16 protein-coding genes and 1 tRNA gene are annotated in these 18,146 nt (G+C 65.3%); 12 read left to right on the top strand and 5 right to left on the bottom strand.

What is annotated here, in order from left to right:
- The first annotated feature begins 15 nt into the window (after positions 1-15).
- From B2W55_RS31615 to B2W55_RS31590, 6 genes are all read left to right on the top strand, one after another.
- On the top strand, positions 16-1,131 hold the full coding sequence (locus tag B2W55_RS31615) for a hypothetical protein (protein WP_024580543.1): 1,116 nt from the start codon (positions 16-18) through the stop codon (positions 1,129-1,131).
- Positions 1,132-1,136: 5 nt separating this feature from the next.
- Positions 1,137-2,063 carry an acyl-CoA thioesterase gene (locus B2W55_RS31610; protein ID WP_024580542.1) on the top strand — a complete coding sequence of 309 codons (927 nt, stop codon included), beginning with the start codon at positions 1,137-1,139 and terminating at the stop codon, positions 2,061-2,063.
- Positions 2,064-2,275: 212 nt separating this feature from the next.
- Positions 2,276-2,509 (top strand): hypothetical protein, encoded by a 234-nt coding sequence (locus B2W55_RS31605; protein ID WP_024580541.1) that lies wholly within the window; start codon positions 2,276-2,278, stop codon positions 2,507-2,509.
- A gap of 259 nt (positions 2,510-2,768) precedes the next feature.
- Positions 2,769-5,102, top strand: coding sequence for a TonB-dependent siderophore receptor (locus tag B2W55_RS31600; protein WP_024580540.1), 2,334 nt, complete (start codon positions 2,769-2,771; stop codon positions 5,100-5,102).
- Positions 5,103-5,244: 142 nt separating this feature from the next.
- A complete protein-coding gene (locus B2W55_RS31595; RefSeq protein WP_024580539.1) occupies positions 5,245-5,934 on the top strand; it encodes an O-methyltransferase in 690 nt (229 codons plus the stop codon).
- Between the two features lie 174 nt (positions 5,935-6,108).
- Complete coding sequence (locus B2W55_RS31590) at positions 6,109-7,365, top strand: PepSY-associated TM helix domain-containing protein (protein ID WP_024580538.1); 1,257 nt, start codon at positions 6,109-6,111, stop codon at positions 7,363-7,365.
- Positions 7,366-7,382: 17 nt separating this feature from the next.
- On the opposite strand, the gene B2W55_RS31585 is transcribed toward B2W55_RS31590, so the two are convergent.
- Both B2W55_RS31585 and B2W55_RS31580 read right to left on the bottom strand, forming a co-directional pair.
- The gene (locus tag B2W55_RS31585; RefSeq protein WP_024580537.1) at positions 7,383-7,910 is read right to left on the bottom strand and encodes a DUF4269 domain-containing protein; all 528 of its coding nucleotides are present in this window, start codon (positions 7,908-7,910) and stop codon (positions 7,383-7,385) included.
- Positions 7,911-8,123: 213 nt separating this feature from the next.
- Positions 8,124-9,761 carry an isocitrate lyase gene (locus tag B2W55_RS31580; protein ID WP_024580536.1) on the bottom strand — a complete coding sequence of 546 codons (1,638 nt, stop codon included), beginning with the start codon at positions 9,759-9,761 and terminating at the stop codon, positions 8,124-8,126.
- A gap of 145 nt (positions 9,762-9,906) precedes the next feature.
- Between B2W55_RS31580 and B2W55_RS31575 the strand changes: the two genes are divergently transcribed.
- The gene (locus B2W55_RS31575; RefSeq protein WP_024580535.1) at positions 9,907-11,346 is read left to right on the top strand and encodes a helix-turn-helix domain-containing protein; all 1,440 of its coding nucleotides are present in this window, start codon (positions 9,907-9,909) and stop codon (positions 11,344-11,346) included.
- A gap of 9 nt (positions 11,347-11,355) precedes the next feature.
- Here B2W55_RS31575 and serA read toward each other — a convergent pair whose 3' ends face one another.
- Both serA and B2W55_RS31565 read right to left on the bottom strand, forming a co-directional pair.
- Complete coding sequence (gene serA / locus B2W55_RS31570; RefSeq protein ID WP_024580534.1) at positions 11,356-12,609, bottom strand: phosphoglycerate dehydrogenase; 1,254 nt, start codon at positions 12,607-12,609, stop codon at positions 11,356-11,358.
- 266 nt (positions 12,610-12,875) lie between these two features.
- Positions 12,876-12,952, bottom strand: a tRNA-Pro gene (locus B2W55_RS31565).
- Positions 12,953-13,022: 70 nt separating this feature from the next.
- Here B2W55_RS31565 and B2W55_RS31560 point away from each other — a divergent pair.
- Genes B2W55_RS31560 through B2W55_RS31545 form a run of 4 tightly spaced genes read left to right on the top strand, consistent with a single transcriptional unit; the run spans position 13,023 to position 16,562 of the window.
- Positions 13,023-14,015 (top strand): L-threonylcarbamoyladenylate synthase, encoded by a 993-nt coding sequence (locus B2W55_RS31560; protein ID WP_024580533.1) that lies wholly within the window; start codon positions 13,023-13,025, stop codon positions 14,013-14,015.
- A 60-nt stretch (positions 14,016-14,075) separates the two neighbouring features.
- Entirely contained in the window at positions 14,076-15,503 is a 1,428-nt protein-coding gene (locus B2W55_RS31555; RefSeq protein ID WP_024580532.1) for an FAD-binding oxidoreductase, read from the top strand.
- Positions 15,500-15,961, top strand: a complete 462-nt coding sequence (locus B2W55_RS31550; RefSeq protein WP_024580531.1) for a GNAT family acetyltransferase — start codon at positions 15,500-15,502, stop codon at positions 15,959-15,961. Before B2W55_RS31555 ends, B2W55_RS31550 begins: the two co-directional genes overlap by 4 nt.
- A 19-nt stretch (positions 15,962-15,980) precedes the next feature.
- Positions 15,981-16,562, top strand: a complete 582-nt coding sequence (locus tag B2W55_RS31545; protein ID WP_024580530.1) for a GDP-mannose pyrophosphatase — start codon at positions 15,981-15,983, stop codon at positions 16,560-16,562.
- A gap of 291 nt (positions 16,563-16,853) precedes the next feature.
- On the opposite strand, the gene B2W55_RS31540 is transcribed toward B2W55_RS31545, so the two are convergent.
- Positions 16,854-17,294, bottom strand: a complete 441-nt coding sequence (locus B2W55_RS31540) for a hypothetical protein (protein WP_024580529.1) — start codon at positions 17,292-17,294, stop codon at positions 16,854-16,856.
- Between the two features lie 242 nt (positions 17,295-17,536).
- Here B2W55_RS31540 and B2W55_RS31535 point away from each other — a divergent pair, with 242 nt between their 5' ends.
- Positions 17,537-17,791 (top strand): hypothetical protein, encoded by a 255-nt coding sequence (locus tag B2W55_RS31535; protein WP_024580528.1) that lies wholly within the window; start codon positions 17,537-17,539, stop codon positions 17,789-17,791.
- Positions 17,792-18,146: the final 355 nt, after the last annotated feature.

The raw sequence follows: 18,146 nt of genomic DNA, 5'->3' as shown, positions 1-18,146 counted from the left end.
ACAAGGACAAGAACAATGCTGACAGCCCAGGATGATCTCATCGGCCACCAGACGCCGCAGCCGTTTGCCAAGGCGGGCGGCGGCGACATCAGGTTCACCGAGCGCTACTGGTACACCGCGCACCCGATCGACGGCAGCGAGCTCTTGATCGATATCGGGCTCGGCTACTATCCGAACCGCAACGTGATGGACGGCTTCGCCGGCATCACGATCGGCCGCCGCCAGCACAATTTCCGTGCCTCGCGCCGGCTCGGGACCCGCCCGCTGGAGACCGAGGTCGGCGGGCTCAGGATCGAGATCGTCGAGGGCAACAGCCTGCACCGGCTGTCGCTCGCCGAGAACCCGTCCGGCATCAGCTTCGCGCTCGAATTCAGGGCGAGCTTTCCGGCGGCGCAGGAGAAGCAGAACTTCCGCGAGCGCAACGGCGTCGTCGAGGAAGACCTCGCCCGCGTCTCGCAGTTCGGCCGCTGGCGCGGCTGGATCGTCGCCGACGGCAAGCGCTACGAGATCGAGCCCGAATTGTGGTGGGGACAGCGCGACCGCTCCTGGGGCCTGCGTTCCGAGATGCGCACCGACGAGGCGAGGCCGCCGGTTGCGACCCATCGCAATTTCTTCTGGACCTGGTCGATGTTCCAGTTTCCGCAGTCGGCGCTATCGATCTTCATCAAGGAGCGAACGCCCGGCAAGCCGCATTACCTCTCCGGCACCGAATTCCGCCGCGAGGCCGACGGATCGGTGTCGCATCGCGAAGTCACCTCGGTCGAGCACAGGATCGAGTGGGCCGACGATCCGCTCGGCCAGACCATTGCGACGGGCGACTTCACCTTCGCCTTCGATCGCGGCGCGCCGCGTCATGTCAGGATGCTGGGATTGCCGACCCGGTTCTATCTCAAGGCCGGGATGTATGGCGGGTTGCAGGGCTGGACCCATGGCGACGACCGCGGCGAGCACGATGCCGCGCACGACGTCTGGAACCTCGACGATGCCGCGACACGCGCCATCGCACGCACGCTGTCGGATCACGTCGTCCGGCTCGAGAGCGGCGGCGAGACCGGATTTGGGATCAGCGAATACGGCGTCGCCGCCGGCTATCCGCTCTATCCGGGACCGCAGAAGTTCCCGGCGATGTGATCGGGATGGACGGACAAGGCATCCGCATCGCGGACGGTGGCGCAGCCGCCTGCGATCCATGGGACAACCAGGCGGCGGAGGCGCTGGTCTCGCTCGAAACCATCGCCCCGTTTCGCTATCGCAGCCGTTACGGCGACGGCAATCTCAACGGACGGTCCTATGGCGGCCAGATCCTCGGCCAGGCGATGATGGCCGCGACGCTGAGCGCCCCCGAAGATCGCCCGGCGGCGATGTTGCAGCTGTTGTTCCTGCGCGGCGCCGATCCGGCCCGCCGCATCAGCTTCGACGCGCAAGTCCTCCAGGACGGCAAGCGATTCTCCTCGCGCCATGTCGTTGGCCACCAGGGCGACGGGCGAACGGTACTCAGCGCGCAGGCCACGTTCTGCGCGCCGCAGCCGGGTCCACACCACGCTGCGCCGTTCGCAGCCTCGGAGGACCCCGACAGCCTGCCCGATCTCTCCATGATCCCCGATGCACTGATGGCGCAGTTGCGGCCGCTCGGCCCCTACTCGCAGCACATCAAGCCGAGCATGGATTTTCGTATTCCCGAGATCGATCGTCAGCTCTCGGCCGCGTCAGCGGGACCGCGGCTGCGGTTCTGGATCAGATGCCGGCAGCCGCTTGCGGCGGGTTCCCGTGCCCAGGCGGCGGTGTTCGCCTATCTCTCGGATTGGTGGCTCAACTTCTCCAGCGTCGGCGGCCACCTCCGCGACCTGCAATCACGCGCACCACTCTATCTGTCGAGCCTCAACCACTGCATCTGGTTTCACCACGCGTTTTCACCTGACGCATGGATGCATGTGGAAACCGAGAGTCCCTGCGCCGATGGCGGCCGCGGGCTGTCGATCGCCCGGGTCCATGATCGCGAGGGAACGATGCTCGCGACCTCGATCCAGGAAACCCTGATGGTGCATCCGGATGGCGACGCATAGGCCACGCCGCGAAAGTTGAACCCACGCTGTGATCGCGGTTGGGTTGCAGTCGATGCGCCGCGCTGGTTCCAATGTCTGTTGAATCCCGGCAACACCGTCGGATAAAAATGCGCAATCGAGCAGATTGCGCGTCTTGAATCACGAAGGTGCCGCATCGCTGTCAAATCCTGCGCGCGGATGGCGCAACAAAAACACGATTGGGGAAAACCTACATGCAGCAGGTACCGTTGGGCGCACAGGGCGCGGAATCGTCTGGGTATGTCCTTTACTTCCAGCTCGCCAGCAACGGCGCGAGACGCGCGTGCAGCCTGACGATCCAAGCGGAGAGTGCCAACGAGGCGGCGCGCATCTTTCGCGAGAACTGGAGCGCGATCGAATCGATGGCGCGCGACGGTGTGAGCACCGGCATGGTCGGCTCGGCACCTGTCAGCCTGGCGATGTCGTGAGCGCTTTGCGCGACACGGTCTGCATCCATCGATGCGTGCGGCCTCGGGGGAGAGGCACGCGACCTATTGACGCACCGATGCGACAATCAGGCGACGATGTACAAGGCTCGCACACACGCGCGAGCTTTACTTCGCCTCAGAACGATCAAGTCCAACCCGGTTAGAGAGATTCAAGCCTGCTCCGGTTCTTTTCGCGCGCGCCGACTGCTAGAGGCCCGGCGTGAACGAGTTCGCGTGAATCGGAAGTCCAAGAGTGCCTGTGAATGCTGATGGCCGTGTTATCGGCGACCGTCGAAATGCCGCCGACAAGGGCCGCACCCATCTGCTGATCGGCGCGGCCTTCCTGTTCGCCGACCTCTCCGCCGCGGCGACGCCGGCAAGCGCCCAATCGAGCGTGCCATTGCCGCCGGTCGTGGTCGACCAGCCGACGCAGAAGCGCAAGCCGGCAGCCAGTTCGGCACGGCCGGCGCAGCGGACACAGGCTGCCACCGCGGCACGGCAGCGCGCCCGGAATACGCAGCCGACACCGCCAACGCCGTCGGAGCGCGCAGCCGCGGCCGCCGCGGCACTGAACGAAGCCAAACTCGGCTACCGCGCGATGCCGAGCTCCACCACATTGCGCAGCGGCGCCTCGCCGCTCGACACCTCGCAGGCGGTCAACGTGGTGCCGGAGCAGGTGTTGAAGGATCAGCTGCCGCGTAACCTCGACGACGCGCTGGCCAATGTCAGCGGCGTCACCCAGACCAACACGCTGGCCGGCACCCAGGACGCCGTGATCCGCCGCGGCTTCGGCGACAACCGCGACGGCTCGATCATGCGCAACGGCATGCCGCTGGTGCAGGGCCGCAGCCTCAATGCGGCCGTCGAGAGCGTCGAGGTGCTGAAGGGTCCGGCGTCGCTGCTCTACGGCATCATGGACCCCGGCGGCATCGTCAACACCATTAGCAAGCGCCCCGAGCTCTATCAGCACGGTTCGGTGACCCTGCTCGGCTCGACCTACGCCAACAACAAGAACGGCGCCGACGGCACCATCGACATCACAGGCCCGATCGGCGATCGCGGCCTCGCCTATCGCTTCATCGGCTACGGCGTGAGCGAGGACTATTGGCGCAATTTCGGGCGCCACCGGGAGATGCTGATCGCGCCGTCACTGGCGTGGTACGGCGAGAACACCACCGTCCAGCTCAACTACGAGCACCGCGAATTCATCTCGCCGTTCGACCGCGGCACCGCGCTCGATCCCGCGACCAAGGCGACGCTGGCGATCCCGGCGACGCGCCGGCTCGACGAACCGTTCAACAACATGTGGGGCACTTCCGACCTGATGCAGGCCTCGGTCGAGCATCGCCTGAACCAGGACTGGAAGCTGTTCGCAGCCTACAGCTACAACACAGAGACCTTCAGCGCCAACCAGCTCCGCATCACCGGCATCAAGTCAGGCGTCGAGACCCGCAGCAATGACGGCACGCAGGGCTCGCTCAGCAATGTCAGCTACGGCACCTCCTATCTGCAGGGCAATGTCTGGCTCGGCGGCTTCCGCAACGAGGTGGTGTTCGGCGGCGACGGCCAGTACCGCACGATCTATCGCGACAATCTGATCCGGCAATCGACGGCGAGCTTCAACGTCTACAATCCGGTGTATGGGCTGATCACGCCGGGGACCACGGTGTCCGCGGTCGACAGCGCCCAGACCGACAAGCTTGGCCAGTGGTCGCTGTTCTTCCAGGACACGCTGCATTTGACCGAGCGCTTCGCGCTGGTCGGCGGCGTGCGCTACATGGATTACGACCAGCTCGCCGGCAAGGGTCGGCCCTTCATCACCAACACCAACGTGTCGGCCGACAAGGTGCTGCCGCTCGGCGGCGCCATCTTCAAGCTCACCGACCAGGTCTCGCTCTATGCGAGTTACACGCAATCGCTGAAGCCGAACTCGACGATCGCGCCCCTGAGCAATGGCGGCGGTGTCGTGCTCGGCTCGAACATCGCGCCCGAGGAAGGCACGCAATACGAAGCCGGCGTCAAGTTCGATCTCAACAAGCGCCTCTCCGGCACCGTCGCGGTTTACGACATCGAGAAACGGAACGTGCTGGTGAGCCAACTCGATCCGGCGACCGCGCTGAACGTCTACACGGCGGCGGGCAAGGTACGCTCGCGCGGCGCCGAATTCGACGTCACTGGCAGGTTGACCGACAATTGGAGCGTGATCGGCAGCTATGGCTATACCGACGCCCGCGTGATCGAAGACCCGACCTATGCCGGCAAGCAGTTGCAGAACGTCGCCCTGAACACGGCCTCGCTCTATCTGGTCTATGATTTCGGCACCACCCTGCCCGGCCGGCTCCGGCTCGGCGGCGGCGCGCGCTATGTCGGCGACCGGCCAGGCGACGCGAACAACAGCTTCGTGCTGCCGTCCTACACCGTCGCGGACATCTTCGCGACCTACGAGACCAAGGTCGACACGCTGCCGGTGATCTACCAGTTCAACGTCAAGAACCTGTTCGACACCGTCTACTATCCCTCCGCCGTAAGCAACCTGGCCGTGGCGATGGGCGATGCGCGGCGCTTCTCGCTCTCGGCGACGGTGAAATTCTAGCGACGCGAATTCTGGTTTCGAGATGGCGCAGTATTGCCGGCGCGCCGCTCCGCAGCTGGCCGCCGCGGCAAAATCAGCGTTGACAAATTTCGAAGGATATTCGACTTTAGATACAGCTGCTGATGGTCCAGAAGGTGACGTCATGAGCAATGTGCTGTGCGATCCGCGCGCCGAAACGGTGTTGGCGCGGCTGCGAGACCTCGAGACCCAGCAATCCCCGGAGATGCGGCGATACTACGACGCCAAGCGGCGCGCCGGCAGCGGCCCAACCAATCCCGGCTCCGCTGACGACATGAGCTTCGTGCGCGACAAGCTGGTCGCGCTCGACCCGGAAAAGTGCGACCTTTGCTATCTGCTGTGCCGCTCGCTTCGCGCCACGCGCGTCGTCGAATTCGGCACCTCGTTCGGCGTCTCGACGATCTACCTCGCTGCGGCCGTACGCGACAATATGCGGGACTTCGGCGGCGAAGGCGTGGTGATCGGAACCGAGATCGAGCCCAGCAAGGCCGCGATCGCACAGCAGAACCTGTCCGATGCCGGCCTCTCCGACTTCGTCGAGATCCGCATCGGCGATGCCAGGCAAATCCTGAAGGACGCCGGCGGGCCGGTGGATTTCCTGCTGCTCGACAGCTGGATCCCGCTGGTGCGGCCGGTCATCGACGTGGTGGCCCCGCAGCTCCGGGCCGGCGCGGTCGTGCTGTGCGACAATGTCGAATTGTTCGAGCAGGATTATCGCGACTACACCTCCCTGGTGCGCGATCCGCGCAACGGCTTTCGTTCCGTGCTGCTGTCGCACCAGGGCGGCATCGAGCTGTCCGTCAAGCTGAGCTAGTACCCGCGCGTCACCCCGCCGACACATTGGAGCGTTCCGCGGCAGCTTGGATCGATTCCAAACCGGCGTGGGTGGCATCGCTGCGAGCTCTTCGGTAGGGTCCCGACGCGCTGTTGAATAGGCGGCGATTGCGACAAGCCCCGCTGGTTCCGGTGCGCCACATCTTCTGATCCCATGAACAAATCCTCGATCAGGGCCGCGTTGCTGCAGGTCCATTCCATCATTGGCCTTGCGCTGGCGCTGATCTGGGCGGTGGTCGGCATCACCGGCGCGACGATGAGCTTCGAGGACGAAATCGAAGCCGGCCTGAACGGCGACATCATGCGCGTCGATGCCAGTGCAACGCGGCGGCTGACGCCGGACGAACTGGTCGCGCGGCTGCAAGGCGCGGGCGACTTCGGCAAGGTCTCGGCCGTGACCATGGCCAGCGACCCAGCGGCCGCGGCACGCATCCGCTTTGCCCGCAGCGAAGGCGGTACGCGGCCGTCCTCGGTCTATGTCGACCCCTATAATGGGCACGTGCTTGGCTCGCCGCGCGGCGAGGACTTCTTCGCCACCGTGCGCAAGCTGCATCGCTGGATGCTGTTGCCGGGCGACGGCAATGGCATCGGCCGCAAGATCACCGGCACCGCCGCGATCTGCCTGATCGTGATGCTGATATCCGGCCTGGTGTTGCGCTGGCCGCACCGCGCCCGCAGCGTGAAGATGTGGCTGAAGCCAAATCTGGGCCTGCGCGGGCGTGGCCTGCATCGCTCCCTGCACGCCGTGATCGGCACCTGGGTGCTGCCGGTCTATCTGGTGATGACGCTGACCGGCCTCTGGTATTCGTTCGAATGGTACAAGGCCGGCGCCAACTGGCTGTTGGCGCGGCCCCAGACCACGGCGGCCGCGATGCAACCCAAGCCGCCGCGCGGCGCGGCGGCAACCGAGGGCAAAATTGACGCCAAGGCCGATGCCAACAAAGCTGATACGAACAAGGTTGATACGAACAAGGTTGATACAAGCAAGGCCGAGGCAAAGCCGCTCGGCTTCGATCGTGTCTGGACCGCGTTCCTGCAGCAGGAGAACAACGATTACGGACGGGCGCTGCTGACCCTGCCGGCGGGTGCGGGCACCGCCGTGCGCGTGCGGTCATGGTCGCGGGACTCGTCGCTTGAGAGCGTCCGTGACGAGTTCCGTATCGATGCCGTCACCGGTCGCGTCATCGCGTCGGATCGTTATGCAGACAAGACGTCCGGCGAGCGCGTCCTTGCCGCCGTGCTCGACATCCACCGCGGCGCCATCCTGGGATGGCCCGGCAAGCTCGCTTTCATGCTCGCCGCCGCCATGATGCCGCTGTTCGTGGTGACCGGCGTCCTGCTCTATCTATCCCGCCGCAGGCACCGGCGCCTCGCACGGCCGCCAGTCGGCCACCTCGTTCCGGGCGAATGAAGTTCATAGACCGGTGATCAGGTGAGATCGCATGCCGCGATCCGCGCGCGCAACGCGGCGTCGGTGGCGGCCGCAAGCTCAAGCAGTCCGCGGTAGGGATCTCCCGATATCCCGAGCACGGCGGCGAACGCAGGCTCGGTCTTGAGGCCACCTGCCCTCAATCTGCTGACGGCTCGCCGCAGCCGTCCGTCGTCCAGCGCAAGCAGCCGCCGTTCGACATCGAAATGGATCCAGCCCGGCTGCCGGTCGACCGGGCGGTGGTCACCGAACAGTTCGAATGGCCAACCGTCCCACATGAAGCGGGCAATCACCGGCCGCGTGTCCGAGGTCCATCGGTAGAGCGCAAAATCGGCGGCTGATCGATAGTGGGTCCAGATGATCTCGGCGAACGCGTCGGGATCGAACGCATGACAGACGATATCGATGTCGCTGCCCGGCACGGCCAGGTCGAGCGGCAGCGTTCCGACGACGCGTGGATCGAACGGCTTGAGCCGCTCCATCACGGCAGAGCTGGCGACGGCGGATGTGTAGTGCCCGACATTCATCGCGTGGCGTACCCTCGAATTGGCAAGGTATCATGCGCATGTCGAATGCGTGAACCTCCACACATGCGCCGGGTCTTGAGGGAAGGGTATGCAAACGCAACGGGGCGGCCCCGACCGCGTCAGCATGGTCGAAACCGCCCCGCCCAAAAAGAGAACAGGCGGGATTGCCGCGCAATCCCGCCTGTCCGCCGATATCTTGATCCGTTCGGGCGATTAGCCGAACTGGTTCATCGTGTTGTGGGCGCCGCCCGCCTTGAGGGCAGCCTCACCGGCGAAGTACTCCTTGTGATCGTCGCCGATGTCCGAGCCCGCCATGTTCTGATGCTTGGCGCAGGCGATGCCCTGACGGATCTCCGCGCGCTGCACGTTCTTGACGTAGCCCAGCATGCCCTGCTCGCCGAAATACTCCTTCGCGAGGTTGTCGGTCGACAGCGCCGCCGTGTGATAGGTCGGCAACGTGATCAGATGGTGGAAGATGCCGGCGCGCTTGGCCGAATCCGCCTGGAAGGTACGGATGCGCTCGTCGGCTTCGATCGCCAGCGGCGTCTCGTCGTATTCCGGCTTCATCAGCTCGGCACGGTTGTACTTGCTGACGTCCTTGCCGGCTTCCTTCATCGCGTCGTAGACCTGCCAACGGAAGTTGATGGTCCAGTTGAACGACGGCGAGTTGTTGTAGGCCAGCTTGGCGTTCGGAATGACCTTGCGGATGCGGTCGACCATCGAGGCGATCTGCTCGATATGCGGCTTTTCGGTCTCGATCCACAACAGGTCGGCGCCGTTCTGCAGCGAGGTGATGCAGTCGAGCACGCAGCGATCCGCACCGGTGCCAGGACGGAACTGGTAGAGGTTGCTGAGCAGACGCTTCGGACGCATCATCTTGCCGTTCTGGTTGATGATGACGTCGCCGTTGCGCGCATTGGCGGCCGTCACTTCCTCGCAATCGAGGAAGCTGTTGTACTGGTCGCCGAGGTCGCCGGGCTTGTGGCTGACTGCGATCTGCTGGGTCAGGCCGGCGCCGAGCGAGTCGGTGCGGGTCACGATGACGCCGTCCTCGACGCCGAGTTCGAGGAACGCATGGCGGCAGGCGCGGATCTTGGCGATGAACACCTCATGCGGCACGGTGACCTTGCCGTCCTGGTGACCGCACTGCTTCTCGTCCGAGACCTGGTTCTCGATCTGCAAGGCGCAGGCGCCCGCCTCGATCATCTTCTTGGCGAGCAGATAGGTCGCCTCGGCGTTGCCGAAGCCGGCGTCGATGTCGGCGATGACGGGCACGACGTGGGTCTGGAAGTTGTCGATCTTCTCGATCAGCGCCTTTTCCTTGGCCTTGTCGCCTTCCTTGCGGGCCGCATCGAGCGCGCGGAAGATATCGTTCAGTTCGCGGGAATCCGCCTGACGCAGGAAGGTGTAGAGCTCTTCGATCAGCGCCGGCACCGAGGTCTTCTCGTGCATCGACTGGTCGGGCAGCGGGCCGAACTCGGAGCGCAGCGCGGCGATCATCCAGCCCGAGAGATAGAGGTAGCGGCGATCGGTGTTGCCGAAGTGCTTCTTGACCGAGATCAGCTTCTGCTGCGCGATGAAGCCGTGCCAGCAGCCGAGCGACTGGGTGTACTTGGTGCTGTCGGCGTCATAGGCGGCCATGTCGGCGCGCATCAGCGCAGCCGTGTAACGGGCGACGTCCAGACCGGTCTTGAAGCGGTTCTGCAGGCGCATGCGCGCCACGGCCTCGGCGGTGACGCCGTTCCAGGTGTCCTTGGTCTTGAGCAGCGCCTCGGCCGCCTCAAGCTCGCTCTGATAGGAAGCCGGTCCCTGGATGGCCCGGTCGCTGATCCCGCGCGGTTGGAAGTTCATGTCCGTGATCCCTTCGGTGACGAAATAACTGGGCTCTTTTGTAAGCCCAGTCTCGCCGGGAGCTAGACCTGGCGCGGAAAACTTGTCATAACTTACAAGAAACCATTGTATTGTTGTAATAACCTTACAATCCATGAGTTAGGCGATGGCAACCTCAAGCGCCCGTTCCGTTTTCATGGGGCCCCGGCTGCGCCGGCTGCGGCGCGATCTCGGGCTGACCCAGGCCGACATGGCAGCCGATCTGGAGATCTCCGCCCCCTATGTCGCGCTGCTGGAACGCAACCAGCGGCCGGTGACCGCCGACATGCTGCTTCGCCTCGCCCGCACCTACAAGATCGATCTGGCCGATCTCGCCGGCGACGGCGGCGCCGATCACACCGCGCGCATGCAGTCGATCCTGAAGGAACCGATGTTCGCCGACATCGACATCCCCGCGCTCGAGGTCAGCGACCTCGCGGTCAGCTATCCCGGCATGACCGAGGCGTTCCTGCGCCTCTACACCGCCTATCGCGAAGAACAACTGGCACTGGCGGAGCGAAGCGCGCCGGACCTCGCAGGCGGCGCATCCTTTCCGGGGCAGGAGAATTTCGACGCCAATGATCCGGTCGCGGAGGTCAGGCGGTTCCTCGCCGCGCGGCGCAACAATTTCGCCAATCTCGACGACGCAGCCGAACGCCTCGTCCACGAGCCGGCCGGCCCGGCCGGATTTATCGAGCGACTGCGCGAGCGTCACAAGCTCCAGGTCCGCTATCTGCCGCCCAACGTCATGCTCGGCTCGATCCGGCGGCTGGACATGCATCGCAGGCAATTGCTGCTCGAGGACTCGCTCGACACCGCGGGCCTCAACTTTCAATTGGCCAAGCAGCTCGCCTATCTCGAACTCGAAGACGAGATCAGCGCGGCGGTGGAGGACGGCAAGTTCACCAGCAAGAGCGCCGAGTTGCTGGCACGCCGCGCGCTTGGCGCCTACGCGGCGGCCGCGCTGATCATGCCGTACTCCGTATTCGCAAAGGCAGTCGAGGCGCGTCGCTACGACCTGGAAGCACTGGCGCGCCAATTCGGCACCAGCTTCGAGCAGACGGCACACCGTGTCACGACCCTGCAGCGGCCGGGTCTCGAGAAGGTGCCGTTCTTCCTGATCCGCGTCGATCCGGCCGGCAACATCTCCAAGCTGCTCGACGGCGCCGGCTTCCCGTTCGCCAAGCATGGCGGGGCGTGCCCACTATGGTCGGTGCACGGCATCTTCAAGACGCCGCGCCAGATCGTGACGCAATGGCTGGAATTGCCCGACGGACAGCGCTTCTTCTCGATCGCGCGCACCGTGACCGCCGGCGGCGGCGCGTTCGGCGCCATCCGGGTCGAGCGCGCGATCGCGATCGGCTGCGCAGCGGAGCATGCGAGCCAGCTGATCTACACGCGCGAGGGACAGGGGCCGAACGCCGAAGAGCCCACACCGATCGGCGTCGCCTGCCGCGTCTGCCATCGTCCGCGATGCGCGGCGCGATCGGCGCCGCCGATCGGGCGCGAGATCCTTCCCGACGATTTCAGAACCTCGAGCGTCCCGTTCGGCTTCTCGGCGGACTGACCTGCTCGATCACCCCTGCGGCCGGTTCTGGTCGTACAGCACCCGGGCGCGGATGGTGCCGTCGATGGCCCTCAGATCGGCGAGCAGCGCCTCGCCCTCGCCGCCCACCACGTCGGTCTCCAGCACGACGTAGCCGACCTCCGGGTCGGTCTGCAGATACTGCGCCAGGATGTTGATGCCGTGCCGGGAGAGCGCGTCGTTGACCTGGCGCATGACGCCCGGCGCGTTGCGGTGAACATGGATGAACCGGGTGCCGGTCGGTCGCGCCGGCAATTGCACCTGTGGAAAATTGACTGCGCCGAAGGTCGAGCCGACATCGGAATAGTCGATCAACTTGCGCGCCACCTCGCCGCCGATGCGATCCTGCGCTTCCTCCGTCGAGCCGCCGACATGCGGCGTCAGGATGACGTTGGGCAGTCCCTGCAACGGCGAGACGAAGCGCGCCTCGTTCGACACCGGCTCGACCGGAAACACATCGACCGCCGCGCCCGCCAGCCGGCCCTCACGCAAGGCACTCGCCAGCGCGTCGAGATCGACCACCGTGCCGCGTGAGTTGTTGATCAGATACGCCTCGGGCTTCATCAGCCGAAGCTGGGCCGCGCCGATCATGTTGGCGGTCGCCGGCGTCTCCGGCACGTGCAGCGAGACGACATCGCTGGCCGCGAGCAGTTCGTCGAGCGTGTCGACCGGCTCGGTGTTGCCGTGACGCAGCTTGTCGGTGTGATCGAAATAGATCACGCGCATGCCCATCGCTTCCGCGAGGTTCGACAGCTGCGAGCCGATATTGCCGTAGCCGACGATGCCGAGCGTCTTGCCGCGCACCTCGCGGCTGCCGTCGGCGGACTTGTCCCAACCGCCGGCATGCGCGGAGACCGACCGCGGAAAGATCCGGCGGAACAGCATCACGATTTCAGCGATGGTCAGCTCGGCCACGCTGCGCGTGTTGGAGTATGGCGCATTGAAGACCGGGATCCCGAGCTTTCGCGCGGCGTCGAGATCGACCTGGTTGGTGCCGACCGAGAAGCACCCGACGACCAGCAGGCGGTCGGCGGCATCAAGAATCTCCGCGGTCAATTGGGTCCGCGAGCGAATGCCCAGCATATGGACCCCCGACAGCGCCTGCCTGAGCTCCGCAGGTCCGAGCGCCTTGGGCAGACGTTGCAACTCGGTATAGCCGTTCGCCTCGAACATCCGGACCGCGGAATCGTTCACGCCCTCCAGCAACAGGACGCGTATCTTGGTTTTGGGAAGCGACAGCATCATCGATATCCAGATTTGCAGGGGTCAGGGCCAATTCCGCGCGAGTGCAGTTTCGCGCCGGTCAGGCGACAATATAGAGGACAATTGCGTCGGAGACCGCCGGCTTGCCCCGACCGTCTGGCACAATCCGCATAGCCGTCCTGCCCCGATGTCCCGAAAGGAAACCGTTACCGCGAGCCACGAAAGACGTGCGGCACCCTCGGCGGCCAAGACCGCGGCCGTCAACTTGACCGGGGACGGGAATGAGAGGAAAAAACCCTCGGGGAAGATGGTCGGAGTGGCAGGATTCGAACCTGCGACCCCTGCGTCCCGAACGCAGTGCTCTACCGGGCTGAGCCACACTCCGACTAAGAGGCCCGGCTTATAGCGTCGGGTTTCGGGGACCGCAAGGCACCGAATTGAGGAATCTAGTCACAGTGGAAACAGGCCTGAAAACGCACGTTCTGCCCGCCGGCGCGGCCGCCACGGCCACCGCCGCCGGGGTTTTGGCCGAGGGCGGCCTCGTGGCGTTTCCGACCGAGACGGTTTATGGCCTTGGCGCCGATGCCGGCAATGCGGCCGCGATCGCCCGGCTCTACCAGGCCAAGGGCCGCCCGGCCTTCAATCCGCTGATCGCCCATGTCGCCGATCTCGGCGCGGCGCGCCGAATCGCCCTGTTCGACGGCCAGGCCCTGCGGCTCGCGGAGGCGTTCTGGCCCGGTCCGCTGACCCTGGTGCTGCCCAAGGCGCTGTCCTGCCCGGTCGCGGAACTGGCGACCGCGGGCCTCGATACGGTCGCGATACGGATCCCGGCCCACAAGGTGGCGCGCGACATCATCAAGGCGTTCGGCGGTGCCGTGGTGGCGCCGTCGGCCAATCTCTCCGGCCATGTCTCGCCGACCACCGCCGAGCATGTGAACGGCGATCTGGCGGGCCGAATCGACCTGATCGTCGATGGCGGCCCGGTCGAAGTCGGCGTCGAATCGACCATCGTCGGCTGCTTCTCCGATCCGGTGCTGCTGCGGCCGGGCGGGCTGACCCGCGCCGAGATCGAGCATGTGCTCGGCCATGCCTTGCAATCACCGCCGCAGGACGCCGAGGCCGACGGCCAGCCGGTCGCCCCCGGCATGCTCGCCTCGCATTACGCGCCGCGGACACCGGTCCGGCTCAATGCCAGCGACGTCCATGTCGGCGAGGCCTTGTTGGCATTCGGCTCAGGCAAGGTGGCACGGCGCGAATCCGCCTCCGTGGTCATGAACCTGTCCGAGCGCGGCGATCTCGCCGAGGCTGCCGCCAATCTGTTCGGCTACCTTCGCACGCTCGACAAGAGAAATGCGGATGCTATCGCCGTGATGCCCATTCCCGAGGACGGGCTGGGCGAGGCCATCAATGACCGGCTGCGCCGCGCAGCGGTTGGACGGGAAGCATGACCTGGAAATCAGGGTCATGCTGAAACAAAGCTTCCCGATCAAGTGAAAGACCAAGAAAAAATGAACATCGTCCAATCAGCGGTGCCGCCGCTTCCGCCCGAATTGCTTGCAAAGTTCCGCGCCATCGTCGGCGAGAAATATGCGGTGACCGACGCCGCCGACATCAAGCCTTACGTCACCGAGGAGCGCGACCTGTTCCAGGGCCGCTCGCCGCTGGTGCTGCGCCCGGGCTCGACCACTGAGGTCGCCGCGATCTGCAAGCTTGCGAGCGAGCACAAGATCGCGCTGGTGCCGCAGGGCGGCAACACCGGCCTGGTCGGCGGCCAGACCCCGCACAATGGCGAGGTGGTGGTGTCGCTGCGGCGGCTCGACAAGATCCGCGACATCGACGTCGAATCCAACACCATGACCTGCGAGGCCGGCGTGGTGCTGCAAATCGCGCAGCAGAAGGCGGCCGACGTCGACCGGCTGTTCCCGCTGTCGCTCGGCGCGGAAGGCAGTTGCACCATCGGCGGCAACCTCTCGACCAATGCCGGCGGCACCGCGGCACTCGCCTATGGCGTAGCCCGCGAGATGGCGATTGGGCTCGAGGTCGTGCTGGCCGACGGCCGCGTGCTCAACGCGCTGACCAAGCTGAAGAAGGACAACACCGGCTACAACCTGCACAACCTCTTCATCGGTGCCGAGGGCACGCTCGGCATCATCACCGCGGCGACCTTGAAGCTGTTTCCGCGGCCGCGCGCGGTCGAGACCGCCTATGTCGGCCTGAAGTCGCCGGCGGCCGCGCTCAAGCTGCTGTCGATCTCGCGCAACGAGGCCGCCGGTGCGCTGACGAGCTTCGAACTGCTCGCCGACATCGCGGTCGACTTCTCGATCCGACACGGCATCGACATCCGCGATCCCCTGACCAGCAAGCACCCCTGGTACGTGCTGATGGAGCTGTCGTCGTCGCGCGACGATGCGCGCGACACGCTGGAGGCGATCCTTGCCCAGGGCATGGAAGACGGCATCGTCGACGACGCCGTCATCGCCGCCAATCTGAGCCAGCGCCAGGCGTTCTGGAAGCTGCGCGACGAGATGTCGGCGGCGCAGAAGCCGGAAGGCGGCTCGATCAAGCACGACATCTCGGTGCCAGTCGCGGCGGTGCCCGCCTTCATCGCGGAGGCCAATGCGGCGGTCGTCAAGCTGATCCCGGGCGCAAGGCCGGTGCCGTTCGGCCATCTCGGCGACGGCAACATCCACTACAATGTCAGCCAGCCGGTCGGCGGCAACGCGGCCGACTTCCTGGCGCGCTGGCACGACATGAATGCCGTGGTGTTCGAGATCGTGTTGCGCATGGGCGGCTCGATCTCGGCCGAGCACGGCATCGGCGTGCTGAAGCGCGATGAACTGCCCGACGTCAAGGACAAGGTCGCAATCGAGCTGATGCGCTCCATCAAGGCGATGCTCGATCCGCACGGCATCATGAATCCGGGCAAGGTGCTGTGACCGTGCAGGCGACAGTGCCCTCTCCCTCCCTCGCCATCGCACCAATCGCCGACGCCGACATCCCTGACGTCGTCGCGCTGTGGCAGGCCTGCGGCCTGACACGGCCATGGAACGATCCCGCTTCCGACATTGCGCTGGCACGGCGAGGACCGAGTTCGACGGTGCTGGTCGGTCGCGACGCCGGCGCGATCGTGGCGACCGCGATGGTCGGCCACGACGGCCATCGCGGCTGGGTCTATTACGTCGCGGTCGATCCGAACAGCCAGGGCAAGGGCCTTGGCCGCGTCATGATGGCCGCGGTCGAGGACTGGTTGCGCGCCGCCGGCGTGCCGAAGCTGCAATTGCTGGTGCGGCGCGAGAACGCCAAGGCCGGCGCGTTCTATCAATCGCTCGGCTACGAGGAATCCACCTCGGTGATGCTGGCAAAATGGCTCGATGGCCGCGAAGCCACGCCGTGATCGAATTGAGGATTGACGCATGAGCATCGCCGACCGCGTCCGCGTCAAGGACGTCGAGCTGCTGTCGAAACGCCGCTACGAGCTGAAGAGCGCGACATTCGACTACCGCCGCAGCAATGGCGAATGGCAGACCCAGGTGCGCGAGGTCTACGACCGCGGCAATGGCGCGGTGCTGCTGCCCTACAATCTGAAGGCCCGCACCGTAGTGCTGGTGCGCCAGTTCCGCTACCCGGCCTTCGCCAACGGCTATGACGATCTGCTGATCGAGGCCGCCGCCGGCATGCTCGACGATGCCGCGCCTGAGGAACGCATTCGCGCCGAGGCCGAGGAAGAGATCGGCTACCGCCTCGAACACGTGCGCAAGGTGTTCGAAGCGTTCATGACGCCGGGCGCGGTGACCGAGAAGCTGCATTTCTTCGTCGCCGAATACGACGCCGCGATGCGCATCGGTGACGGCGGCGGGCTCGCCGACGAGGGCGAGGACATCGAGGTGCTGGAGCTTGCGATCGACGACGCCCTCGCCATGATCGGCGACGGCCGCATCGTCGATGCCAAGACCATCATGCTGCTGCAATACGCAGCGCTGCATTTGTTCAGGTAGACACCGCCGCGGTCACGCGCGGGGCGGCACGTTGCCAAAATATCGAAAACAACCCCATGCAAAGCAGCCGGCTATGGCCGGCGCTCGACTTGACACGTCGGGCAACTCACGGATACACTTCTAATATTCCGAAATTACGCAGACGCGCTGACCCCCAGCCCCGTCATCCTGAGGAGCGCGTCTTCGCGCGTCTCGAAGGATGCGCGGCCCGGCTGGTGGCCGATTCATCCATCGAGGCTCGCCGAAGAGGCTCGCACCTCAGAATGACGGGGATGGATTGAACGAAGCGCGCTACCGCATCGTGATCGCAAGACCGCTCAGATCGGCGTTGGCCATCAGGCCGACCTGGTGGCCGGTCAATTCGAGCACCGCACCCTTTTGATTGGTGAGCACGATCGCGCGGGCACCGCGGCCGATGGCGAGCCCCGCGCCCGCCGCGCCGTAGACGCCGGCAACGTCGGACGGCCGATTGATGTTGCTGACGCGGCCGCGCAGCACGGTCTTGGAGCCGCCGAACACCAGGCCGTAGTCGAGACCTCCGGTCGAGAGCGGATAGGAGCGGCCGCGGAAAGTCAGGACGCCGCTGCCGCCGGAGCCGCCGATGATCCATCCGGCCTTGTAGATCGTGAGCTTGACGAAGCCGCTATCGGCACGCGCCGCGGACGAGAAAGCAAACCCCGTGAACGCCATCAACGCGACCAGCGCGGCGCGGAGGGTGGACGAAAGCTTCATGCGCAGTCTCCCCAGGAATGTCTCACTCACGATGCGGATGCGAATCGCAACCCGCCGACTGTAGCAAGCGTTCGCCACGACGCAATTTGAGACAGCGGTCGCCGTTCACTCGCATGGTTTCGGTGCAACCCGGATTGAACCAGTTCCCGAGACGGCAACACTCACAGCATGTCCGGGGTGATCGGCCCCAGAGCTCCACGATTGCCGCGGAGCATTCACTTTTTTCGAACCGGAGATTTCCCATGCGCCGTCTTGCGATCGCCTGCGCCGCCTTTGCCGCGACCGTGTCCGTGCTTGCCGTGGCAAGCCCCGCCAGCGCCACGCCCTATCACCTGATCCGCTGGCAGGACACCGGCTTCTGCCAGATCTGGGACCAGAGCATCCCGACCGCGCCGTGGCCGGCGGACTACGCCGTGGTCAGCGAGGAGCTGCCGACCTTCGAGGCCGCGTTCAGCTACAAGACCGGCCTGCTGAACAACGGCACCTGCTCGTTCTAACACCTGATGAGATAGGTCGAGCTGGAACGGCATCGAAAGTTCACCTCTCCTTTGGGAGAGGTCGATTTGCGCAGCAAATAGGGTGAGGGGTTGCGGTCTATCGAGAGAGCAAGAGCCCTCATCCGGATTGCACTGGACGATGCTTCGCATCGCCAGGCGCAATCCGACCTCTCCCCGGCGGGGAGAGGTGAACCAAGACCGAGCAAAGCCGATTCAACCAAGACTCGTCCCGCTCCAGGCGATCGCCGACCACACGCAGGGACGTCACGCCGCAACACCGCGTCATTCGCCTTGTGCCGTCAGACGCAACGCGATCGAGCATCAGTGATGCTTGATCAAGGCATCGCGCGCGGCG

The organism is Bradyrhizobium sp. UBA2491, assembly GCF_002341725.1.
GTDB lineage: Bacteria > Pseudomonadota > Alphaproteobacteria > Rhizobiales > Xanthobacteraceae > Bradyrhizobium.
This window is presented reverse-complemented; position numbering and strand designations above follow the sequence as displayed.